This is a genomic window from Celeribacter persicus (assembly GCF_003050785.1).
GTDB lineage: Bacteria > Pseudomonadota > Alphaproteobacteria > Rhodobacterales > Rhodobacteraceae > Celeribacter > Celeribacter persicus.
This window is the reverse complement of the sequence record NZ_QAOH01000003.1, coordinates 87249-104257: the sequence shown is the minus strand read 5'-3', so window position 1 is coordinate 104257 and position 17009 is coordinate 87249. Positions and strand designations below refer to the sequence as shown.

At 61.1% G+C, this 17009-nt stretch carries 19 protein-coding genes; 7 read left to right on the top strand and 12 right to left on the bottom strand.

Annotated features, from left to right (window positions below):
- Positions 1 to 37: 37 nt before the first annotated feature.
- Both C8N42_RS05190 and smpB read right to left on the bottom strand, forming a co-directional pair.
- The gene (locus C8N42_RS05190; protein WP_107815489.1) at positions 38 to 328 is read right to left on the bottom strand and encodes a hypothetical protein; all 291 of its coding nucleotides are present in this window, start codon (positions 326 to 328) and stop codon (positions 38 to 40) included.
- 116 nt (positions 329 to 444) lie between these two features.
- Positions 445 to 927 carry an SsrA-binding protein SmpB gene (smpB, locus tag C8N42_RS05185; RefSeq protein ID WP_107815488.1) on the bottom strand — a complete coding sequence of 161 codons (483 nt, stop codon included), beginning with the start codon at positions 925 to 927 and terminating at the stop codon, positions 445 to 447.
- 94 nt (positions 928 to 1021) lie between these two features.
- Between smpB and C8N42_RS05180 the strand changes: the two genes are divergently transcribed.
- A complete protein-coding gene (locus tag C8N42_RS05180) occupies positions 1022 to 1459 on the top strand; it encodes an ion channel (RefSeq protein ID WP_107815487.1) in 438 nt (145 codons plus the stop codon).
- 49 nt (positions 1460 to 1508) lie between these two features.
- On the opposite strand, the gene dapA is transcribed toward C8N42_RS05180, so the two are convergent.
- On the bottom strand, positions 1509 to 2381 hold the full coding sequence (gene dapA / locus C8N42_RS05175; protein ID WP_107815486.1) for a 4-hydroxy-tetrahydrodipicolinate synthase: 873 nt from the start codon (positions 2379 to 2381) through the stop codon (positions 1509 to 1511).
- 208 nt (positions 2382 to 2589) lie between these two features.
- Here dapA and C8N42_RS05170 point away from each other — a divergent pair, with 208 nt between their 5' ends.
- A complete protein-coding gene (locus C8N42_RS05170; RefSeq protein WP_170109216.1) occupies positions 2590 to 4509 on the top strand; it encodes a lytic transglycosylase domain-containing protein in 1920 nt (639 codons plus the stop codon).
- Here C8N42_RS05170 and C8N42_RS05165 read toward each other — a convergent pair.
- Together C8N42_RS05165 and mnmC2 are read right to left on the bottom strand one after the other, a co-directional pair.
- Positions 4506 to 5375 (bottom strand): DMT family transporter, encoded by an 870-nt coding sequence (locus C8N42_RS05165; RefSeq protein WP_107815484.1) that lies wholly within the window; start codon positions 5373 to 5375, stop codon positions 4506 to 4508. The two genes, C8N42_RS05170 and C8N42_RS05165, sit on opposite strands and share 4 nt — an antisense overlap.
- Positions 5372 to 6037 (bottom strand): tRNA (5-methylaminomethyl-2-thiouridine)(34)-methyltransferase MnmC2, encoded by a 666-nt coding sequence (gene mnmC2, locus C8N42_RS05160; RefSeq protein WP_107815483.1) that lies wholly within the window; start codon positions 6035 to 6037, stop codon positions 5372 to 5374. The genes C8N42_RS05165 and mnmC2 overlap by 4 nt, the downstream gene beginning before the upstream one ends.
- A gap of 75 nt (positions 6038 to 6112) precedes the next feature.
- Here mnmC2 and C8N42_RS05155 point away from each other — a divergent pair, with 75 nt between their 5' ends.
- Positions 6113 to 7153 carry an NAD(P)/FAD-dependent oxidoreductase gene (locus C8N42_RS05155; RefSeq protein ID WP_107815482.1) on the top strand — a complete coding sequence of 347 codons (1041 nt, stop codon included), beginning with the start codon at positions 6113 to 6115 and terminating at the stop codon, positions 7151 to 7153.
- Positions 7150 to 7542: a VOC family protein gene (locus C8N42_RS05150; protein WP_107815481.1), complete on the top strand. Its 393-nt coding sequence runs from the start codon at positions 7150 to 7152 to the stop codon at positions 7540 to 7542. Before C8N42_RS05155 ends, C8N42_RS05150 begins: the two co-directional genes overlap by 4 nt.
- Here the strand turns inward: C8N42_RS05150 and C8N42_RS05145 are convergent.
- The 5 genes from C8N42_RS05145 to C8N42_RS05125 all read right to left on the bottom strand — a co-directional run bounded on the left by C8N42_RS05145 (position 7528) and on the right by C8N42_RS05125 (position 11122).
- Positions 7528 to 8067, bottom strand: a complete 540-nt coding sequence (locus C8N42_RS05145) for an NADPH-dependent FMN reductase (protein ID WP_211309145.1) — start codon at positions 8065 to 8067, stop codon at positions 7528 to 7530. The two genes, C8N42_RS05150 and C8N42_RS05145, sit on opposite strands and share 15 nt — an antisense overlap.
- Positions 8067 to 8681, bottom strand: coding sequence for a cob(I)yrinic acid a,c-diamide adenosyltransferase (gene cobO / locus C8N42_RS05140; protein WP_107815479.1), 615 nt, complete (start codon positions 8679 to 8681; stop codon positions 8067 to 8069). Before cobO ends, C8N42_RS05145 begins: the two co-directional genes overlap by 1 nt.
- Positions 8682 to 8693: 12 nt before the next feature.
- Positions 8694 to 9410 carry an LrgB family protein gene (locus C8N42_RS05135; RefSeq protein WP_107815478.1) on the bottom strand — a complete coding sequence of 239 codons (717 nt, stop codon included), beginning with the start codon at positions 9408 to 9410 and terminating at the stop codon, positions 8694 to 8696.
- Positions 9403 to 9768: a CidA/LrgA family protein gene (locus tag C8N42_RS05130; RefSeq protein WP_107815477.1), complete on the bottom strand. Its 366-nt coding sequence runs from the start codon at positions 9766 to 9768 to the stop codon at positions 9403 to 9405. Before C8N42_RS05130 ends, C8N42_RS05135 begins: the two co-directional genes overlap by 8 nt.
- A gap of 151 nt (positions 9769 to 9919) precedes the next feature.
- Positions 9920 to 11122 (bottom strand): TsoY family (seleno)protein, encoded by a 1203-nt coding sequence (locus tag C8N42_RS05125; RefSeq protein ID WP_107815476.1) that lies wholly within the window; start codon positions 11120 to 11122, stop codon positions 9920 to 9922.
- Between the two features lie 217 nt (positions 11123 to 11339).
- Here C8N42_RS05125 and C8N42_RS05120 point away from each other — a divergent pair, with 217 nt between their 5' ends.
- On the top strand, positions 11340 to 12188 hold the full coding sequence (locus C8N42_RS05120) for an MOSC domain-containing protein (RefSeq protein ID WP_107815475.1): 849 nt from the start codon (positions 11340 to 11342) through the stop codon (positions 12186 to 12188).
- An 87-nt stretch (positions 12189 to 12275) separates the two neighbouring features.
- Complete coding sequence (locus tag C8N42_RS05115) at positions 12276 to 12644, top strand: hypothetical protein (protein ID WP_146168241.1); 369 nt, start codon at positions 12276 to 12278, stop codon at positions 12642 to 12644.
- Positions 12645 to 12657: 13 nt separating this feature from the next.
- Here the strand turns inward: C8N42_RS05115 and C8N42_RS05110 are convergent, their stop codons facing one another.
- Both C8N42_RS05110 and cobN read right to left on the bottom strand, forming a co-directional pair.
- Complete coding sequence (locus C8N42_RS05110; RefSeq protein WP_107815473.1) at positions 12658 to 13119, bottom strand: GNAT family N-acetyltransferase; 462 nt, start codon at positions 13117 to 13119, stop codon at positions 12658 to 12660.
- On the bottom strand, positions 13116 to 16793 hold the full coding sequence (cobN, locus tag C8N42_RS05105; RefSeq protein WP_107815472.1) for a cobaltochelatase subunit CobN: 3678 nt from the start codon (positions 16791 to 16793) through the stop codon (positions 13116 to 13118). Before cobN ends, C8N42_RS05110 begins: the two co-directional genes overlap by 4 nt.
- A gap of 63 nt (positions 16794 to 16856) precedes the next feature.
- Between cobN and C8N42_RS21550 the strand changes: the two genes are divergently transcribed.
- Positions 16857 to 17009, top strand: a complete 153-nt coding sequence (locus tag C8N42_RS21550; RefSeq protein ID WP_170109215.1) for a hypothetical protein — start codon at positions 16857 to 16859, stop codon at positions 17007 to 17009.

Here is a 17009-nt window from a genome sequence, read left to right as displayed (position 1 = left end):
CAATAGGATAGAGGTGCAGCGCGCGAGACGGGCGCGATCAGGACATCCTCGATTTGATGAAGCCGACGACCACCATCAGGATCACACCACCGACGCCACCGCCTGCGGCCTGTTGCACGAGGCTGCCGATGTCGAAACCCGTGGCGCCTGCCACCGCATCGCCCATACCGCCTGCACCGAGCACGCTAAGAAGCTGGCCGCCGAGCCCGCCACCAACGATCCCGGCAAGCGAGTTGCCGAGTGTGCCAAGACTGATGTTCTTGAAAATTGCACCACCGGCATTGCCGCCCACGGCCCCGGCGATGAGAGATGTGATCAGTTGTTCCATTTCTGCCCCTTTAGAGGTCCGGCCCACCACCGGCTCTTCTGTTTCTGAAAACATGTCAGAAGCAGGTCGGGAATTTCAGGGGAGAATGGGAAAGGAATTCCCGCCGTAACGTTGCGTCAACCGCCGTGGCGCAGAAGCCGTTGTTTCTGACGGCCCCAGTCGCGCTTTGCTTCGGTTTCGCGCTTGTCGACGTTTTTCTTGCCCTTGGCGATGCCAAGCTTGAGCTTCACCTTGCCGCGATGGTTGAAATACATCACCAGCGGGATCAGTGTCATGCCTTGTCGCCCCGTCGCCTGCCAGAGCCGGGCGAGTTCGCGTCGCGACACCAGAAGCTTGCGTTTGCGGCGTTCCTCATGCGGAAACATCGCCTGCTCATAGGGCGCGATATAGGCGTTTGTGAGCCAAAGCTCGCCGTCATCGACCGAAGCATAGCTTTCGGCGATATTCGACTGCCCGGTGCGCAGGGATTTGACCTCGGAGCCAGTGAGCACGATGCCACATTCTATGTCATCTTCGATGGCATAGTCGTAGCGCGCGCGCCGGTTCTCGGCGATCACCTTGTAGTTTTTTTCTTCCGGAGTCTGTTTTTTCTTGGCCATGGTGGACAGTCAGATAGGCGTTCGGCGGTCATCTGTCCACTGGTTCACCGCCGGGAAATCTGGCAAAACACGATGAAATATGACCGGAGCCCCCATGTTTCTCCAGATCCTCGTCGGCAGCGCGCTCATTCTTCTGTCGGTCTTCGTGGCCGCCTTGGGATTTCTGATGCTCGAACTGGTGCTGCAAAGGGCGCATAACTGGCTGATCCGCGAACCGCACAGGCCGAAACTGGCGTTTGTGCTCTTTGGGGCGGTGATCGCAGTGTTGTGGATGATCACGACCGGGGTGTGGATCTGGGCCATCGCTTTTCGCTCGCTCGGGCTGTTCGTGCATTTCGAGGAGGCGCTGTATTTCTCGCTCGTGGCCTTCACGACGCTTGGGTTCGGCGATCTCCTGCTGCCCGACGCCTGGCGGCTTTTGGGTGGGTTTGCTGCGACCAACGGGCTTTTGAACATCGGCATGATGACCGCACTTTTGATGGAAGTGCTGCGCCATGTAAGGCGCACGCAGCTTGAAAGCCGACATCGGTAAAGCAAAAGGGGCCGCAAAGGGCCCCTTCCCGATCTTATTAACGATAGGCTCAGAGCAGCCCGGCGTGTTCCATCGCCGCTTTGATCGCGGATTTGGTTTCATCCGACAGCCGCGTGAGCGGAAGGCGCACCTCATCGGAGCACAGGCCCAAAAGCGACATGGCGTATTTCGCGCCGCATACCCCTGGCTCAAGGAAGATCGCCAGATGCAGCGGCATCAGCCTGTCGGTGATCTCAAGCGCTGTCGCGTAATCGCCCACCTCAGTCGCCGCCTGCATCTCGGCGCAGAGCTTCGGCGCGACGTTGGCGGTCACGGAGATACAGCCGACACCTCCATGGGCGTTGAAACCCAGCGCGGTTGCGTCCTCACCGGAGAGCTGCACGAAGTCCGGCCCGCAGGCGATGCGGGTTTTCGGCACGCGAGACAGATCGCCGGTGGCGTCTTTCACGCCGACGATACGCGGCAGTTTCGCAAGCTCCGCCATGGTTGCGGTGGTCATGTCGATCACCGAACGGCCCGGAATGTTGTAGATCACGATCGGCAGTTCGGCGGCGTCATGCATTGCGGTGAAATGCGCGATCAGGCCTTTTTGAGTCGGCTTGTTGTAATAGGGTGTGACCACCAGCGCGGCGTCCGCACCGACTTTCGCGGCGTGCTTGATCAGGTTCAGCCCCTCGGCAGTGTTGTTCGAGCCGGCACCCGCGATCACCGGCACACGACCGGCGGCGGTCTCAACCACGATTTCGATCACCTGCTGGTGTTCGGCATGGCTGAGGGTGGGGGACTCGCCCGTGGTGCCCACGGGCACGAGACCGCTGGAGCCCTGTTCGATATGCCATTCGACGAGACGTTTGAGCGTATCGACATCCAGTTCGCCGTTCTTGAACGGCGTCACCAGTGCAGGAATGGATCCTTTGAACATCGTACGCTCCTTTTTCGCAAATATGGGCCCCGGGTCATTTGTGCCCGAGTCGCCCGTGAAAGTTCCGGCGGAAACTAGCCGCCTTCGCTGCGGTTCACAAGAATCTGTGTTGCTGTCCCTCGCGCGCGCGTTCATCCTTGGGAAAAACCGAGCAGTCCCCGCCAGATATCCTGAAGGTCCAGACCCGATCATGTTTCAAAAGTCCGCCATGAAGACGGCTTACGCATTTGTATTCGCAGTTTTTTCCGCGATCTCCGCCACCGCGTCTCCCGAATCGGAGGCGCTGTCGCGGGCATATGCGGCACAGGGACAGGGCGACTGGCGACTGGCACGCGAGGAAGCGCGCGGCATCGGGCGCGACATCATCGACTGGAATTATCTGCGCGCGGGGCGCGGCACTTTTGCCGAGTATCGTGATTTCCTGAAACGTCATGCGGACTGGCCGGGTCTGCCGCTTCTGGCCGAGAAGGGCGAGGCGACCATCCCGGAGGATGCGGAGCCGCGCGCCGTGATCGACTACCTGACCGCCTACCCGCCGCAGACCGGTGCGGGGGCTCTGCGGCTCATTTCGGCCTATGAAAAACTCGGTCAGTCCGGCGATGCGCAGGCGGAGGCTGTGCTGGTCTGGAACACTTTGGCGTTGAAACCGGAGGAGGAACAGATCCTTCTGGCGCGCTATGGCTCGATCCTGAAATCTTCCCATGTGGCGCGCACCGAAATGCTGCTCTGGCGCGACCGATTTAATGATGCCGAGCGGATGTTGCCCAATCTGCCGACCGGCTGGGACAAGCTGATTGCCGCCACCGCCGTTCTGGTCCGCGACGAGGCCGGGGTGGACGAGGCCATCGCCGCAGTTCCTGCGAGCCTCGCCGATCACCCGATTTTGGCCCATGCGCGTTTCGAGTGGCGTGTGCGGCGCGGACGCAACGAGGATGCGGTGACGCTTCTGTTGCAACAATCGACGTCCGAGGGGCTGGGACGGGCCGAGGCCTGGAGCGACCGTCGCCGCACTCTGGCGCGTCAGATGATGCGCGACGGCAAGGAACAGATCGCCTACAGCGTGGCAACCCGTCATGGCCTGACCCCGGATCAGGACGACTATGCCGATCTCGAATGGCTCGCGGGCTATGTGGCGCTGCGCTATCTCAAGGAACCGGGCAAGGCGCTCGATCATTTCAACCGTTTCCGCATGGCGGTGAGTACGCCGATCTCTCTTGGCCGGGCTGGTTATTGGGAGGGCCGGGCGCTTGAAGCCATGGGAGCCAAAGACGATGCCGCCGCCGCCTATGCTTTCGGGGCGCAGTTTCAGACGTCTTTCTATGGCCTGCTGTCTGCCGAGAAAATCGGGCGTTCTCTCGATCCGGCCCTGACCGGCGAGATGCGCTTTGCCGATTATAAACAAGCGGGTTTCATGGGGTCTTCCGTGCTCAAGGCGGCGCTTCTGCTCGAAGAAGTCGGGGATTTGCCGCTCGCCGCACGGTTTATGCGCCATCTGGGCGAAAGCCTCTCGCCGCAGGAACTTGGGCAATTGGGCGATCTGGCGCTTGATCACGATCCTTACCTTGCGGTTCTGGTGGCGAAATTCGCGGCCGATCAGGGCATCGTTCTGAACCGCGCTTATTACCCGCTGCATGCGCTGGCCGAGGCTGATCTTCCGGTCGCACCAGAACTGGCCATGGCGATTGCCCGGCGGGAAAGCGAGTTCTATCCCATGGCGCAGAGCCATGTTGGCGCACGCGGGTTGATGCAACTCATGCCACGTACAGGCGCTGCCATGGCGGAAAAACTCGGGCTTGAGAGCTATTCGGACGGTCAGCTTTTCGATCCGATCGTCAATGCGCGGCTCGGGTCTGCCTATCTTGCGCAGTTGGAAGAAGAATTCGGCAATAACGTCATGCTGATCTCCGTGGGCTACAACGCCGGTCCGTCACGTGCCCGCGACTGGATCATCCGCTATGGCGATCCGCGCACGGGCAAGGTCGATCCGGTGGACTGGATCGAGCACCTGCCCTTCCGGGAAACGCGCAATTATGTGATGCGGGTGGCCGAGAGCCTGCCGGTCTACCGCGCGCGCCTGCACGGGGAGACCGGGCCGATCCGTCTGTCGAAAGAACTCGCGGCCCGTTAACCGTTTTTGACCTGACGGGCGCGGAGGAAGGTGAACACCCCGGCGCTGACCACGATCGCCGCGCCGATCACCACATTGCTGCGGATCACATCGCCGAAGACGAAAAGCCCGAGTATGGCGGAAAACGGCAGTTGCAGATAGGCGAAGGGCTGGATCGCGGAGGCCTCAGACAGCTCATAGGCCTTGATCAGAAGGTAATGCGACGAGATCGAGGTCACGCACAAAAGCCCCATCCAGAGCCAGTCGGCGGGCAGCATGGGCTCCCAATACCAGATGCCGATCAGAGTGGTGACCACCGCGCCCGCAATCCCGGTGTAGACAAAGGTCACATCGGCGCTGTCGAAGCGTGCGACATAGCGATTGAGCAACCCGTAAAGCGCGAAACAGAAAGCGGCGGCGATAGGGAAGATTGCGTTGAGGGAGAACACGCCACTGCCCGGCTGGATGATGATCATCACGCCCACAAAGCCCACCACGACCGACATCCACCGCCGCCAGCCGATATGCTCGCCCAGCACCGGCCCGGAGAGTGCTGTGATCAGAAGCGGGTAGGCGGCAAAGATCGCCGGCGCATCCACCAGCCCCATGCGGACGAAAGCGGTGACCATGATCAGTATTTCAAAGGCCAGAAGCGCACCGCGAAAGAACTGAAGGCGCGGACGCGCCGAGCGCAGCACCGAAGCGAGCTTCCCCTTGCGCGCGGCCAGTATCAGGACGAACAGCGCAAAAACCCAATAGCGGATCATCACGATCATGAAGACGTTGTAGGCGCCCGCGAGATGACGCGAGATGCCGTCCTGCATGGCAAAGATGAAACTTGTGGCGATCATCAACCAGATGCCAAGCGCGGGGTTCTGTTTCGTCATGCTTTCACGCCCCGGCTCATGTGGCGTTTGCGCCCGAAACCGGGCGTGCGCTCGACGGCAAATCCCGCCTCGGTGAGTTTCTGACGCACATGGCCCGCCGCCGTATAGGTCGCGAAGGTGCCGCCCGGCGCGGTATGTCGCCCGACCTCAAGCATCAGGTCCTCCCCCCAAAGTTCGGGGTTCTTGGCGGGGGAAAACCCGTCGAGGAACCAGGCATCCGCCTGACCGTCCCATGTCGCAAGGGTTTCCCGTGCATCGCCAATTTTCACTTCAACTTCGATATGGCCCAAACGGAAGGCGCGTTTGTCCGCTGCCCAGGCGGTTAGGAACGGATCGGCAATCGTGGCGGCCTCGGGAAAGGCCTCAAGCGCCGTGGCGATGTCGGAGGTGACCATGGGAAAGGCCTCGAAGGAGGTGAATTTCACCACACCCGGCCCCTGCCAGATCAGCGCCATCGCCAGCATGTTGAGCCCGGTGCCAAAGCCCAGTTCGGCGACCTGAAACCCATCGCAGAGCCGCGCGGGCAGATCATTGCCAGTCAGGAAAACATGTCGCGTTTCCTCCAACCCGTTGCCGAGCGAGAAATAGGGATCGTCGAACTGGCGCGATACGGGAATTTTCCCGTCGCGCCATTCGATGCTGGCTGTCTGGTCGTTGGTCATGGGATGGCTTATGAGAAGGCGAGTTTGGCAGACCATGCTTTGGGCGGGGGTCACTTGCAACGGGTAAAATCGCAGATGGGCAGAGCGGAAATCACGATCTACGGTGCGGGGGCTTTTGGTCTGTCCTGTGGCTATGAGGCGGCCAGACGCGGCGCGAAGGTGCGGGTGATCGACCCTTACGGCGTTGGGCACGGTTCTTCGGGTGGGGTGGTAGGGGCACTCGCCCCGCATACGCCGGAGCGCTGGAATGCAAAGAAGGAGTTCCAGTTTCAAAGCCTGATCATGGCCCGCACCCATTGGCCGGAAGTCGAGGCGACGGGCGGTGTGTCTTCGGGTTACGGCAATCTCGGGCGTGTGCAGGCCATCAAGGATGAGCGTCAATTGCAACTGGCCCGCGAGCGCGAAGATCAGGCGAAGGAACTTTGGCAGGGCAAGGCCGAGTGGCGCGTGGTGACACAGGGCGAGACGGGTTATTGGGCCCCGATCAGCCCCACCGGGTATCTTATTTTCGATACGCTTTCGGCTCGCCTCAACCCGTGGCGCGCCTGTCAGTCACTTGCGGCTGCAATTACGGCTCTGGGCGGAGAGATCGTTACCGAAGGCCCGGAAGAGGGCGCTGTCATCCATGCCTCCGGCTGGTGGGGGCTCAAGGCGCTCAATGACGCTTTCGGCAAAGAGGTCGGCAACGGGGTGAAAGGGCAGGCCATACTTCTGGATCTTGCCCTCCCCGAAGCGCCACAGCTTTACGGCGAAAGCCTGCATGTCATCCCGCATGCTGACGGTACCACCGCGATCGGCTCGACCTCAGAGCGCGACTTCGACAATCCCGACACCACCGATGAGCAGGCCGACGCGCTTCTGGCCCGTGCGCGCGAGGCGGTGCCTGCGTTGCGTGAGGCACGTGAAATCCGTCGCTGGGCCGGGGTGCGACCGCGTGCGAAATCCCGTGCGCCGATGCTGGGGCCATGGCCCGAACGTGCCGGACATTTCATCGCCAATGGCGGGTTCAAGATCGGTTATGGCATGGCTCCGCTGGCAGCACAGGTTTTGATTGACCTCGTCTTGGAGGGGCGCGACGCTGTCCCGGAAGAGTTCCGCGTGGAGGCGAGTCTATGAAAGTGACCTCTCTCGATCACCTCGTGCTGACCGTGGCCGACATCCCGGCGACCGTCGCGTTTTACACTGAGGCTTTGGGCATGGTGGCCGAAGAATTCCAGCCGTCCGATGGCACAACGCGCCATGCGCTGCGTTTCGGGGCGCAGAAGATCAACTTGCATCAGGCGGGGCGCGAGTTCGAACCGAAAGCTGCCCATGTGCAGTGGGGCTCAGGCGATCTTTGCTTCCTGACCGACATGCCCGTGGCCGACTGGATGCGGCATCTTGCGGAAAAGGGGATTGCCGTGGAAGAGGGGCCTGTCAGTCGCACGGGGGCCGCTGGACCGCTTCTGTCGATCTATCTGCGGGATCCGGACGGCAACCTCATCGAGGTGTCAAACCGGCTTTGACGCGGCTTCGCGCAAGGCAGTCATCAGCTTTTGAAGCGCCGCTTCGGTCTGTTCATTGATCAGTCGTCCCTGATTGTCGAAAACGTTCGAACTGTCCGCGACGAGAACCTCCGGGGCCTGCAACAGATTCGCGTTGAACGGCGTCATCGCCCAACGCAGGCTGTATTGCGACCGCTCTCCGCCTGCGCGTCCTGCTGCTGCCGACATGATCGCGACGGGTTTGCCCTCCCACGGTTTCACGCCGGTACGGCTCACCCAATCGAGAGCGTTTTTCAGCACACCGGAGATCATCTTGTTATACTCGGGTGTCGAGATCACCACCGCGTCGGCATCGCGGATCTGTTCGGCGAGGGTCATGACCTCGCTCGGAATGCCCTCCGCCTCCAGATCGCCGTCATAAAGCGGCAGGCGCAGGTTGGCCTGCGTGACGTCACAAGGCCCGAACAGCCGCACCGCCTCGTGCAGCAGCTTGGTATTGGTCGATGCGGCGCGCAAAGCGCCGGAGATGCCAAGAAGTTTGAGCATCAGAATTCCACCCCCTGCTGCGCCTTCACCCCTGACCGGAAGGGGTGTTTTACCAGTTCCATCTCCGTCACCAGATCGGCGATTTCGATGATCTCATCTTTCGCGTTACGTCCGGTCAGGACGACATGGGTCAAAGGCGGTTTCTCCGTAATCAGAAAATCCACCACATCCTGCACATCGAGATAATCGTAGCGCAGCGCGATGTTGATCTCGTCGAGCAACACCATGCGGTTTTCCGGGTCGCGGATCAGCTCCTTGGCCTTTTCCCACGCCGCCTGTGCCATTTCGATGTCGCGGGCCTTGTCCTGTGTCTCCCAGGTAAAGCCCTCGCCCATCGTGTAGAACTGGCAGATGTCTGAGAAATGTTCGGTGATCACATCGCGCTCACCGCACTCCATGCCGCCCTTGATGAACTGCACCACGGCAGAGGGCATCCTATGCGCGATGCAGCGGAAGATCATCCCGAAAGCGGCGGAGCTTTTGCCTTTGCCCTTGCCGGTATGGACGATGATCAGCCCTTTCTGATCGGTCTTGGTGGCCATGATCTTGTCGCGGGCGGCCTTCTTCTTGGCCATCTTGGCGGCGTGGCGGTCAAGGTCGTTCTGGTCTGACATATGTCCTCCCGGTCAGAAAAACAGTTGTACGAAGATCGGAGCGATCAACGAGGTGAAAATGGCGTTCAGTACCATGCCGATGCCAGCGAAAGCACCCGCTGTCCCATCCACTTGGAACGCGCGCGCCGTGCCGATCCCGTGCGCGGCCACGCCGGTCGCAAAGCCACGCGCCCGATAGTCGCGCACACGGATGGCATTGAGAAGGGGTGTCGTGACGACAGCGCCGATCACCCCGGTGATCAGCACCAGCGCAACGGTAAGGGTCGACAGCCCGCCGATGGTCTCCGACACACCGATGGCGACAGGCGAGGTGACGGCCTTGGGTACCAGCGACAAGAGCACCTCGCCACGAAGTCCGCAGGCATAGCCAATCGCCGTGGCCGAGGCCATCGCAACAAGGCCGCCCACAATCAGCGCGGCGAGCATCGGAATGGCGCTTTTCTTGATCCTTTGCCAATTCTGCCAAAGCGGCACAGCCAGCGCTACCGTGGCCGGGCCCAAGAGGAAATGAACGAATTGGGCACCCTCGAAATAGGTTGTGTAGCTTGTGTCGGTTGCCACCAACAATGTGGACAGGAGGATCATCGAGATCAGCACCGGGTTCACAAAGGGGCGATGCCCAGACAGGTGAAACACCCCCAATCCGATCAGATAGGCCAGAAGCGTCAGCGTCAGCCACAGGAGCGGGCCTGTGGAGAGATAGCTCCAGATGTCGAGAATCTCAGTCATGATGAGGCTGGTCCTTGTATCCGCGCGCCTGATTGACGAATTTGAACGTGAGCGCCCCCGCCGCGATGGAGAGCACCGTCGATCCCACGAGGGCGGCGGCCAGAGGCAGGCCGATGGTGGACATCTGGTCGAGATATTGCACGATACCCACGCCCGCTGGCACGAACAGGAGCGAGAGATGCGACAGCAACCCGCTGGCGGTTTTCTCGATCGCCGGGCCGACACGAGGCCGCGTCAAAAGCAGGATCGCCAACAGGATCATGCCGATGACCGGGCCAGGCAGCGGCAGGGAGAAAGAGCGGGCGAGGATTTCGCCGATAAGCTGAAACCCGAGAAGAATGCCGAAATGTAGGATCATGTGCGTGCCTCGTTTGCGTCGCATGACGCGCGGGCAGTTTTACGCGCATGCGACCGGGCTGCAAGCGCAAGCCTGCCTGATGTTGAGGGCATAGCGAACATGAAAAAGGCGCAGCCTTGGGATGCGCCTTTCTCTGTGATGTTTCGAAGGCTTATTCAGCCGGTACCGGTGTTGCCTCTGTGCGGGTGAAATGCTGCGCATTCAGGCGGAAGACCAATGCGATCATCGCGATCTGGAAGCCGATGGCGATGGCCGTGATCACCCAATAGATCACGCTGAATTTCGCAATCACCCCGGCCTGCACCAGACCCGAATTTACGAAAAACTGGATCAGCACCGACAGCGCCACCCCCGGACAGACCAAAGCATAGGAACCCGGAGAGGTTTTCGACCCGAAGACGAAATCCTTGAAATAGCCCTGACGTTTGAGCACGACGAGGCCGAGCCCGAGAAAGACGAATTGCAGCGACACCATGCGGGCCAGGAACATCATCGTGCTGGCCGGATCGGAATGACCCTCGAACGTGTGGAGCCCATGTGCCTGACGCATGAACAGGATCGACAGGATCGTCACGATCGGAATCACGATCAGAAGAGTCGGTCCCGATTCCTCATGCGTGCCGTAATGCAGCATCGAGTTGAACGCGGTAGTCAACGCGACGAGCGCATAGATCAGGGCGGCAACGGCGAAGAAGGTCGACAGCACCAGAGCGGTCGCAACGATCCACGGCACATGCGACATGGCGGCTGGCGCGGCAAAGCCCACGCCCACCATCGAAAGTGCGAAGGCCGGTAGCATCTGGGCAAAGGAGTTGTGCGATGTCACATCGAACACGCCGCCTTTCGCCAAAACCCGCCCTAGGAAATCGCCGATGATCGACAGCGCGATCCAGCCGATGACACCGAAGGCGATCATTGCGAAGGGGAAAAGATATTCCACCACGCTCCAGAGCTTTGGCACGTAGACCATACCCGCCACGAACAGCGCGTTCACCGACATGGCGAGTGCCAGCGGCATTGCCAGCATGGTCGATTCGGCATTGGAATTGCGCAACGCCTGAAACCGTTCGGTCTTCTTGAGAGCGGCATATTGGCTGAGGTTCCAGATCAGGTACTTGAGGTTGAGAAAGACGAAGACGGCAATGCCGATCCAGGCCGCCAGAATGGCGATCTTCATCGGCAGGGCACCCGTGGAAAAGGCGGCGAGAATGTCTTCGAATACCGGCACCGGGCGGCCCGGATGGGGCACCCAGAACATGAGATACATGAAGAAGGTGACAGAGAGGCCACCGGCGCCGAGTGAGGCGAGAAAGTACGTCGGGACGTAGTGGTCCGCTGCACGTGTCGGTTTCATGGAAGGTCTCCTGAATATATTCCTTTTGACGAATATATTTCCTGACAAACGTGCATCCTTGATACATGTCAAAACGCCGCGCGACCAAATGGAGCGGCGGCAAAAACGAGCGCAATGACGTTCTTGCTGCAACCGGCCTGTCTTTTGAGGCAACTGGTTCTTTGTGACACAAAGCGCTAGGTGTGGATAGCATTGTAATGTGTTGTTCGGGGGGACAATGAAACTCGCGCGTATCACAACCTATCCGGTCAAAAGTCTGACCGGATCGGATCACGCTGCGGTCAAAGTGCAACCGATCGGCATCGAGGGCGATCGGCGCTGGGCGGTTGTCTATCCGAACGGTACCGTGGCCACGCGTCGGGAATTGCCACGCATGGCGCATCTGAGCGCGGTTTGCATGCCCTATGGCATCTCCATTTCCTTCGAAGGCGCTCGCCTCGATATTCCGTTTCCCTCCGGTGCGCAGACCTCGGTCAAGGTATTTTCGCATCTGATCGAAGGCGTCGAAGATGCGGGCAACTACGCTTCGCACTTCCTGTCCTCCGCGCTCGAACGGGAGGTGCGTCTGGTCTGGTTCCCCGACACGGCCCGTCGTCCGGTGTCCCGGGCCTATGCTGGGGAGGGGCATTTCACGGCCTTCTCCGATGGGTATCCGTTACTGCTGACGACGATGGCCTCTCTGGCCGAACTGAACGCTGAGCTGGGTAACACGGTGGAGATGCAGCGTTTCCGTCCCAATATCGTGATCGCCGGTGATATCGAACCCTGGTCGGAAGACACATGGCGGGTGATCCGCATTGGATCTGCGGTGTTCCGGGTGGTGAAGCCCTGTGAGCGTTGCGTCATGATCACGCAGGACCCGCAGACTGGGGAACAGACCCATCCGCGTGAGCCGCTTGCAACCCTTGGGCGGATTCACCGCGCCGTCACCGGCAAGATCATCTTCGGCCAAAACCTGATCGTCGAGGAAGAGGGCAACATCGTTCTTGGCGATGAGGTCGAGGTGCTGGAGCAAGGGCCGTCGAACCTGCTTGATCCGAAGCGGGGTGGTGAACAGTCGTTTTAGCCGAGGCCATGGCATAAGCTGCGGGTTGCGCCTTATGGAAGGACTGGCGTTAATCACTCGTTAATCTTGTCCGGCGAAGCTCGCGGCATGAAACCGCTCCTCGCCCTCCTGCCTCTTTTCCTTTTGCCCGGATGTGCCGCCGACAGCCCTGCTCTGGGCTATTCCCGAGCGGGGTTCTACCCGGTGGAGATCGGCGGCAACAGCTATCGCGTCTACACTGAAGAGACCCGCAATTGCGTCGAGGTGCATCGCGTCAACATGGTGTTCCCGCCACCTTCGCGCATGCTGATCCTGATGCAGATGGAAAGTGCCGCGATGCAGACCACGGGCTGCAAGATCAGGAAGGGCACGTTTATTGGTGATCAGGCGATGTCGAAAGGTCAGCTCGATTGCTCGGAGGGGCCCGGTGCCAAGGATTGGGTGCCCGGCACCTGCAATATTCGTCCTTGGGGTTAAGAGAGGATGATCCCTAGATTTGCTTCTGAAAAGTGATCGAGGTCGGACGATCATAGCCCGCATGGGCCTTGCGCCCGGTCTCGACAAAGCCGAGCCGGGTGAACACCGCATGGTTCTCCGTCAACTCCACCCGGGTTTCCAATTCCAAACGGTTCAGTCCCAATTCTTTGGCCCGCTTTTCGGCCATCCCGATCAACGCTCGTGCCAACCCCTTGCCTTGCGCCTCTTCCGCCACGGCCAGTTTCCCGATGTAAAGCCGCCCGGGCTTTTCCGTCAGGATCACGCAGGCGACAAGCGGGGTGCCGATGCCCCAAAGCTCCTTGGTCCGCGCATCCTCGCGCAGGCTCTCAAACGTCATCCTATGCATGGAAGAAGGCGGGTCGATCCGTCCCTCCATTCCGGCAAAGGTCGTGCGGATCAGGTTCAGTGCCTCAGTTACCCGCGCATCCTCCGGGGCAATCTGTTCCGATGTCATCTGAGTCTCTCCAAAAGCCCCCGTGCCGAATTCGACCGGGGCCGCCACAATCCGCGCTCCATCGCCTCGATCAGCCGCTCCGCGATCTCGCGCAGTGCGGGCGCATTGTGCTCTGCGATAAAGTCGCGCGTGTCATCGTCTTCGATAAAGGCCGTATGCACCAGATCGAAATGATGGTCCTTCACCGCATGGGTCGTGGCGGCGAAAGCGAACATGTAATCCACCGTTGCGGCGATCTCGAACGCGCCCTTATAGCCATGCCGCTTGACGCCCTCGATCCATTTCGGATTGACCACGCGCGACCGCACCACCCGGCCGATTTCCTCGTCGAGCGTGCGGATCACCGGGCGTTCCGGTCGCGAATGGTCGTTGTGGTAGATCGGGCGATCACGGCCCTGAAGTGTCACCACGGCGGCCGCCGCGCCGCCTTCGAACTGGTAATAATCGTCGCTGTCCAGAAGGTCGTGTTCGCGGTTGTCCTGATTCTGCACGATGGCCTCGACCTCGGACAATCGTGCTTCGAACCCCGCGCGATCCTGCACGCCTTCCTGCGCCGTGCCATAAGCATAGCCGCCCCACTCAAGATAGGCTTCCGCCAGATCGGCCTTGTCGGTCCAGATCCGCTCGTCGATCATCGCCTGAAGCCCCGCGCCATAAGCCCCCGGTTTCGCCCCGAACACACGGGATTTGCCCGCGCCACGCCGCGCCCGCGCGGCCGCCGGGTTGTCCTCTTCAGGCTCATCGAGCGCTTGAACCGCCCGTGCGGCACTGTCTACGAGGGCGATCAATTGCGGGAAGGCATCGCGGAAGAAGCCCGAAATCCGCAGCGTCACATCGACACGCGGACGGCCCAGTACCGAGGCGGGCAGAATCTCGAACCCGGTGACGCGGCGCGACATCGTATCCCACGTCGGTTTGATCCCCATGAGCGCGAGCGCCTGCGCAATATCATCGCCGCCCGTGCGCATGTTCGCCGTGCCCCATGCGGTGATCAGCATAGCGCGCGGCCAGTCGCCATGTTCCTGCAAATGCCGCTCGATCAGAAGGTTGGCGGATTTCCAGCCCAACTGCCATGCGGTTTGGGTCGGCACGGCACGAGCGTCGACGGAATAGAAATTCTTGCCGGTCGGCAACACATCCAGCCGCCCGCGCGTTGGCGCGCCGGAAGGTCCGGGAGGCACGAACCGCCCGTCCAGTCCGGTCAGGAGCGCGTTCATCTCCGCGGGGCCACAGGCGGCCACCGTTGGCATGGTCTCTTTGCGCAATGCGTCGAGCACCGTTTGCGATGCGGGACCGGGGGCGTCTGTGCCCTCATCCAGAAGGTTCCCCGCATAAAGTTCCAGACGTTCGACCGTATCGCCATAGGTTCGCCATGTGTCCGGGCTGACCTCGGCCAGACATTTGGGTCGATTTTGATCAAAAACCTTCGCCATATCGCAATCGAGCGGATCGAAACTCAGCCCCAAATCCAGTGCAATCGCCCGAATGAAGGAGGCATTGCGCCCCTTGCCATCCCCGCGCGGCACCCGCACGAGCGCAAGCGCCAGATCGCGGGCCAGACGCCCTTCGGGGGCGGTGCCGAAAATGTGCAACCCGTCGCGAATTTGCGCCTCTTTGAGGTCGCAAAGATAGGCGTCGAGCTTTGCCAGATCGCTTTCGTCATCCGCCCCGCTCATGCCGACATCGCGGTCCAGACCGGTCACGGAACTGAGACTCAAAATCTCATGGCGCAGCGTCGCGATCCGGCGCGGATCGACGCCCGCCGCCTCGAAATATTCGTCCACCAAGGCCTCCAGATCGCGCAGCGGGCCATAGGTCTCCGCACGGGTCAGAGGTGGGGTGAGGTGGTCGATGATCACGGCCTGCGCCCGGCGCTTTGCCTGCGTTCCCTCGCCCGGATCGTTGACGATGAACGGGTAAAGATGCGGGGTCGGGCCAAAGACCGCCTCGGGCAGACAGGTCTCCGACAGCGCGACCGCCTTGCCCGGCAGCCATTCCATATTGCCATGCTTGCCCATATGCACGATGGCTTGCGCGCCAAAGCTGTGGCGCAGGTAGAAATAGAAGGCGAGGTAATTGTGCGGTGGCACGAGGTCCGGGGAATGGTAGGTCTCCGTCGGGTCGATATTATAGCCGCGTGCGGGCTGGATACCTACGAGCGCGTTGCCGAAGGGGAGGATCGAGAGGGCGAAGCCGTCTTGCGTGAAGAAGGGATCGTCTTCGGGTTGGCCCCACCTCTCCTCGATTTGTTGCCGCACCGCGTCGGGCAGGGTGTCGTACTCTGCACGATATGCCACCAGCGACAGCCGAACGCCCCCCTCCCGCGCCGCGCGGTCGGTGAGCCAGTTGGTTGGCCCGTTCATGATCTGCTGCATCAGGGCATCGCTGTCCTTTGGCGGCGTGTCGATGACATAGCCCTCTTCCGCCAGCCTGTGCAGCGCGTTCACCGTCGCGGCGGGGGTGTCGAGACCGACCCCATTGGCAAGTCGTCCGTCCTTGTTCGGATAGTTCGCCAGCACCAGCGCAACTTTGCGCATGGGGCGCGGGGTGCGGCGCAGGTGAGCCCAGTTCGCCGCCAGTTCCGCAACGAACGCGATGCGGCTCTCTTCCGCGCGGTAGGTCGCGATGGTGCATTCCGTTGCCGTATCGCGATAGGCCTCACCCTTGAAGGACACGGCACGGGTCATCACCCGCCCGTCCACCTCCGGCAGCGCGACGTTCATTGCGATGTCGCGCGCCGAAAGTCCGGAGGTGCCCGCTTCCCACGCCTCATGCGATGACCCTGCCAGCACGACCTGAAACACCGGCGCTCCGTTCGTGGCAGCATTGCTCAGCGGTGTTTCCGTACCGCCGCTCTCCGGTGTTCCGACGGCAAAGGCGGTGCAGTTCAGGATGACATCCGGTGGGGCGTTCTGGAAAAGGCTTTCCAGAGTGGCGGCAGACACCGGGTCTTTCAGGGAGGCGACAAAGACGGGTAGGGGATTCAGGCCCTGCGCCAAAAGCGCTTTCACCAGTGCGTTGATCGGGCCAAGCCCCGCACCCTGAACCAATGCGCGGTAAAACACCAGTGGCACAACCGGCGCGCCCTCGGTCCAGCCCTGTGCGAGTCGGTCGAGATCCACGACGCCCTTCCCCGGCCAATAAATCCCTGCGCGCAGAAGCTGCTTGGCGGAGGCGGGCTTTTCACCACCGTCGAGCATCGCACGGGCATAGGCCAGAAATCCAACCGCGTTTTCCGCCCCGCCCTCGGTCAGATAAGACCAGAGGCGGTGGTAATCTTCGGTTGAGACGGTCGAGAGCGCCGCCAGTTCCGCATCGGGCTTGTCATCGCCGGGCAGCGCGACAAAGGCGACGCCCGCCTCATGCAATCGCGCGGCATATTGTTCGAGACCGTATTTCCAATAGCCTGCCCCGCCGAGTACACGGGCGATCACCATCCGGGACCGCGTGGCGCAGGTGTCGAGATGCAGATCGACCGACATCGGATGGCGTAGATGCATCAAGGAGGCCAACCGCAGGGAGAGTGCATCCGCCATCGCCACCCGCGCTTCCGACAAAAGCGCAAGCTCCGTATCCGCCGCCGAGATCACCACGAGATCGGCGGGCGTCTGGCCCAAATCCACGGCCTCGCTGCCGTCGTCGATGGAACCGGGGGTGGCGGCGAGCAGATGTATCGCTTCTCCTTGTCACGCCCCGCGTTTCGGGGCATTGCTCGGAAAACTCCAAAGAGGTCTCCGATGGATTATTCGAAAATGGGTGGGCCGAAGAAAGCCTCCGGCGCTCCGAAACACGGTGAACACAAACGCCAACAACCCAAAGGCAAACAGGCCCCGAAAGCCGAGTTGCTGGCGCGAATGAAAGCGGCGGCGGAGAAGAAGAAGGCCGAGTAA

Bases quoted from the DNA above. Each gene is read 5' to 3' on its own strand.
- C8N42_RS05190 (WP_107815489.1), bottom strand. From the start codon at position 328: ATGGAACAACTGATCACATCTCTCATCGCCGGGGCCGTGGGCGGCAAT.
- smpB (WP_107815488.1), bottom strand. From the start codon at position 927: ATGGCCAAGAAAAAACAGACTCCGGAAGAAAAAAACTACAAGGTGATC.
- C8N42_RS05180 (WP_107815487.1), top strand. From the start codon at position 1,022: ATGTTTCTCCAGATCCTCGTCGGCAGCGCGCTCATTCTTCTGTCGGTC.
- dapA (WP_107815486.1), bottom strand. From the start codon at position 2,381: ATGTTCAAAGGATCCATTCCTGCACTGGTGACGCCGTTCAAGAACGGC.
- C8N42_RS05170 (WP_170109216.1), top strand. From the start codon at position 2,590: ATGAAGACGGCTTACGCATTTGTATTCGCAGTTTTTTCCGCGATCTCC.
- C8N42_RS05165 (WP_107815484.1), bottom strand. From the start codon at position 5,375: ATGACGAAACAGAACCCCGCGCTTGGCATCTGGTTGATGATCGCCACA.
- mnmC2 (WP_107815483.1), bottom strand. From the start codon at position 6,037: ATGACCAACGACCAGACAGCCAGCATCGAATGGCGCGACGGGAAAATT.
- C8N42_RS05155 (WP_107815482.1), top strand. From the start codon at position 6,113: ATGGGCAGAGCGGAAATCACGATCTACGGTGCGGGGGCTTTTGGTCTG.
- C8N42_RS05150 (WP_107815481.1), top strand. From the start codon at position 7,150: ATGAAAGTGACCTCTCTCGATCACCTCGTGCTGACCGTGGCCGACATC.
- C8N42_RS05145 (WP_211309145.1), bottom strand. From the start codon at position 8,067: ATGCTCAAACTTCTTGGCATCTCCGGCGCTTTGCGCGCCGCATCGACC.
- cobO (WP_107815479.1), bottom strand. From the start codon at position 8,681: ATGTCAGACCAGAACGACCTTGACCGCCACGCCGCCAAGATGGCCAAG.
- C8N42_RS05135 (WP_107815478.1), bottom strand. From the start codon at position 9,410: ATGACTGAGATTCTCGACATCTGGAGCTATCTCTCCACAGGCCCGCTC.
- C8N42_RS05130 (WP_107815477.1), bottom strand. From the start codon at position 9,768: ATGATCCTACATTTCGGCATTCTTCTCGGGTTTCAGCTTATCGGCGAA.
- C8N42_RS05125 (WP_107815476.1), bottom strand. From the start codon at position 11,122: ATGAAACCGACACGTGCAGCGGACCACTACGTCCCGACGTACTTTCTC.
- C8N42_RS05120 (WP_107815475.1), top strand. From the start codon at position 11,340: ATGAAACTCGCGCGTATCACAACCTATCCGGTCAAAAGTCTGACCGGA.
- C8N42_RS05115 (WP_146168241.1), top strand. From the start codon at position 12,276: ATGAAACCGCTCCTCGCCCTCCTGCCTCTTTTCCTTTTGCCCGGATGT.
- C8N42_RS05110 (WP_107815473.1), bottom strand. From the start codon at position 13,119: ATGACATCGGAACAGATTGCCCCGGAGGATGCGCGGGTAACTGAGGCA.
- C8N42_RS21550 (WP_170109215.1), top strand. From the start codon at position 16,857: ATGGATTATTCGAAAATGGGTGGGCCGAAGAAAGCCTCCGGCGCTCCG.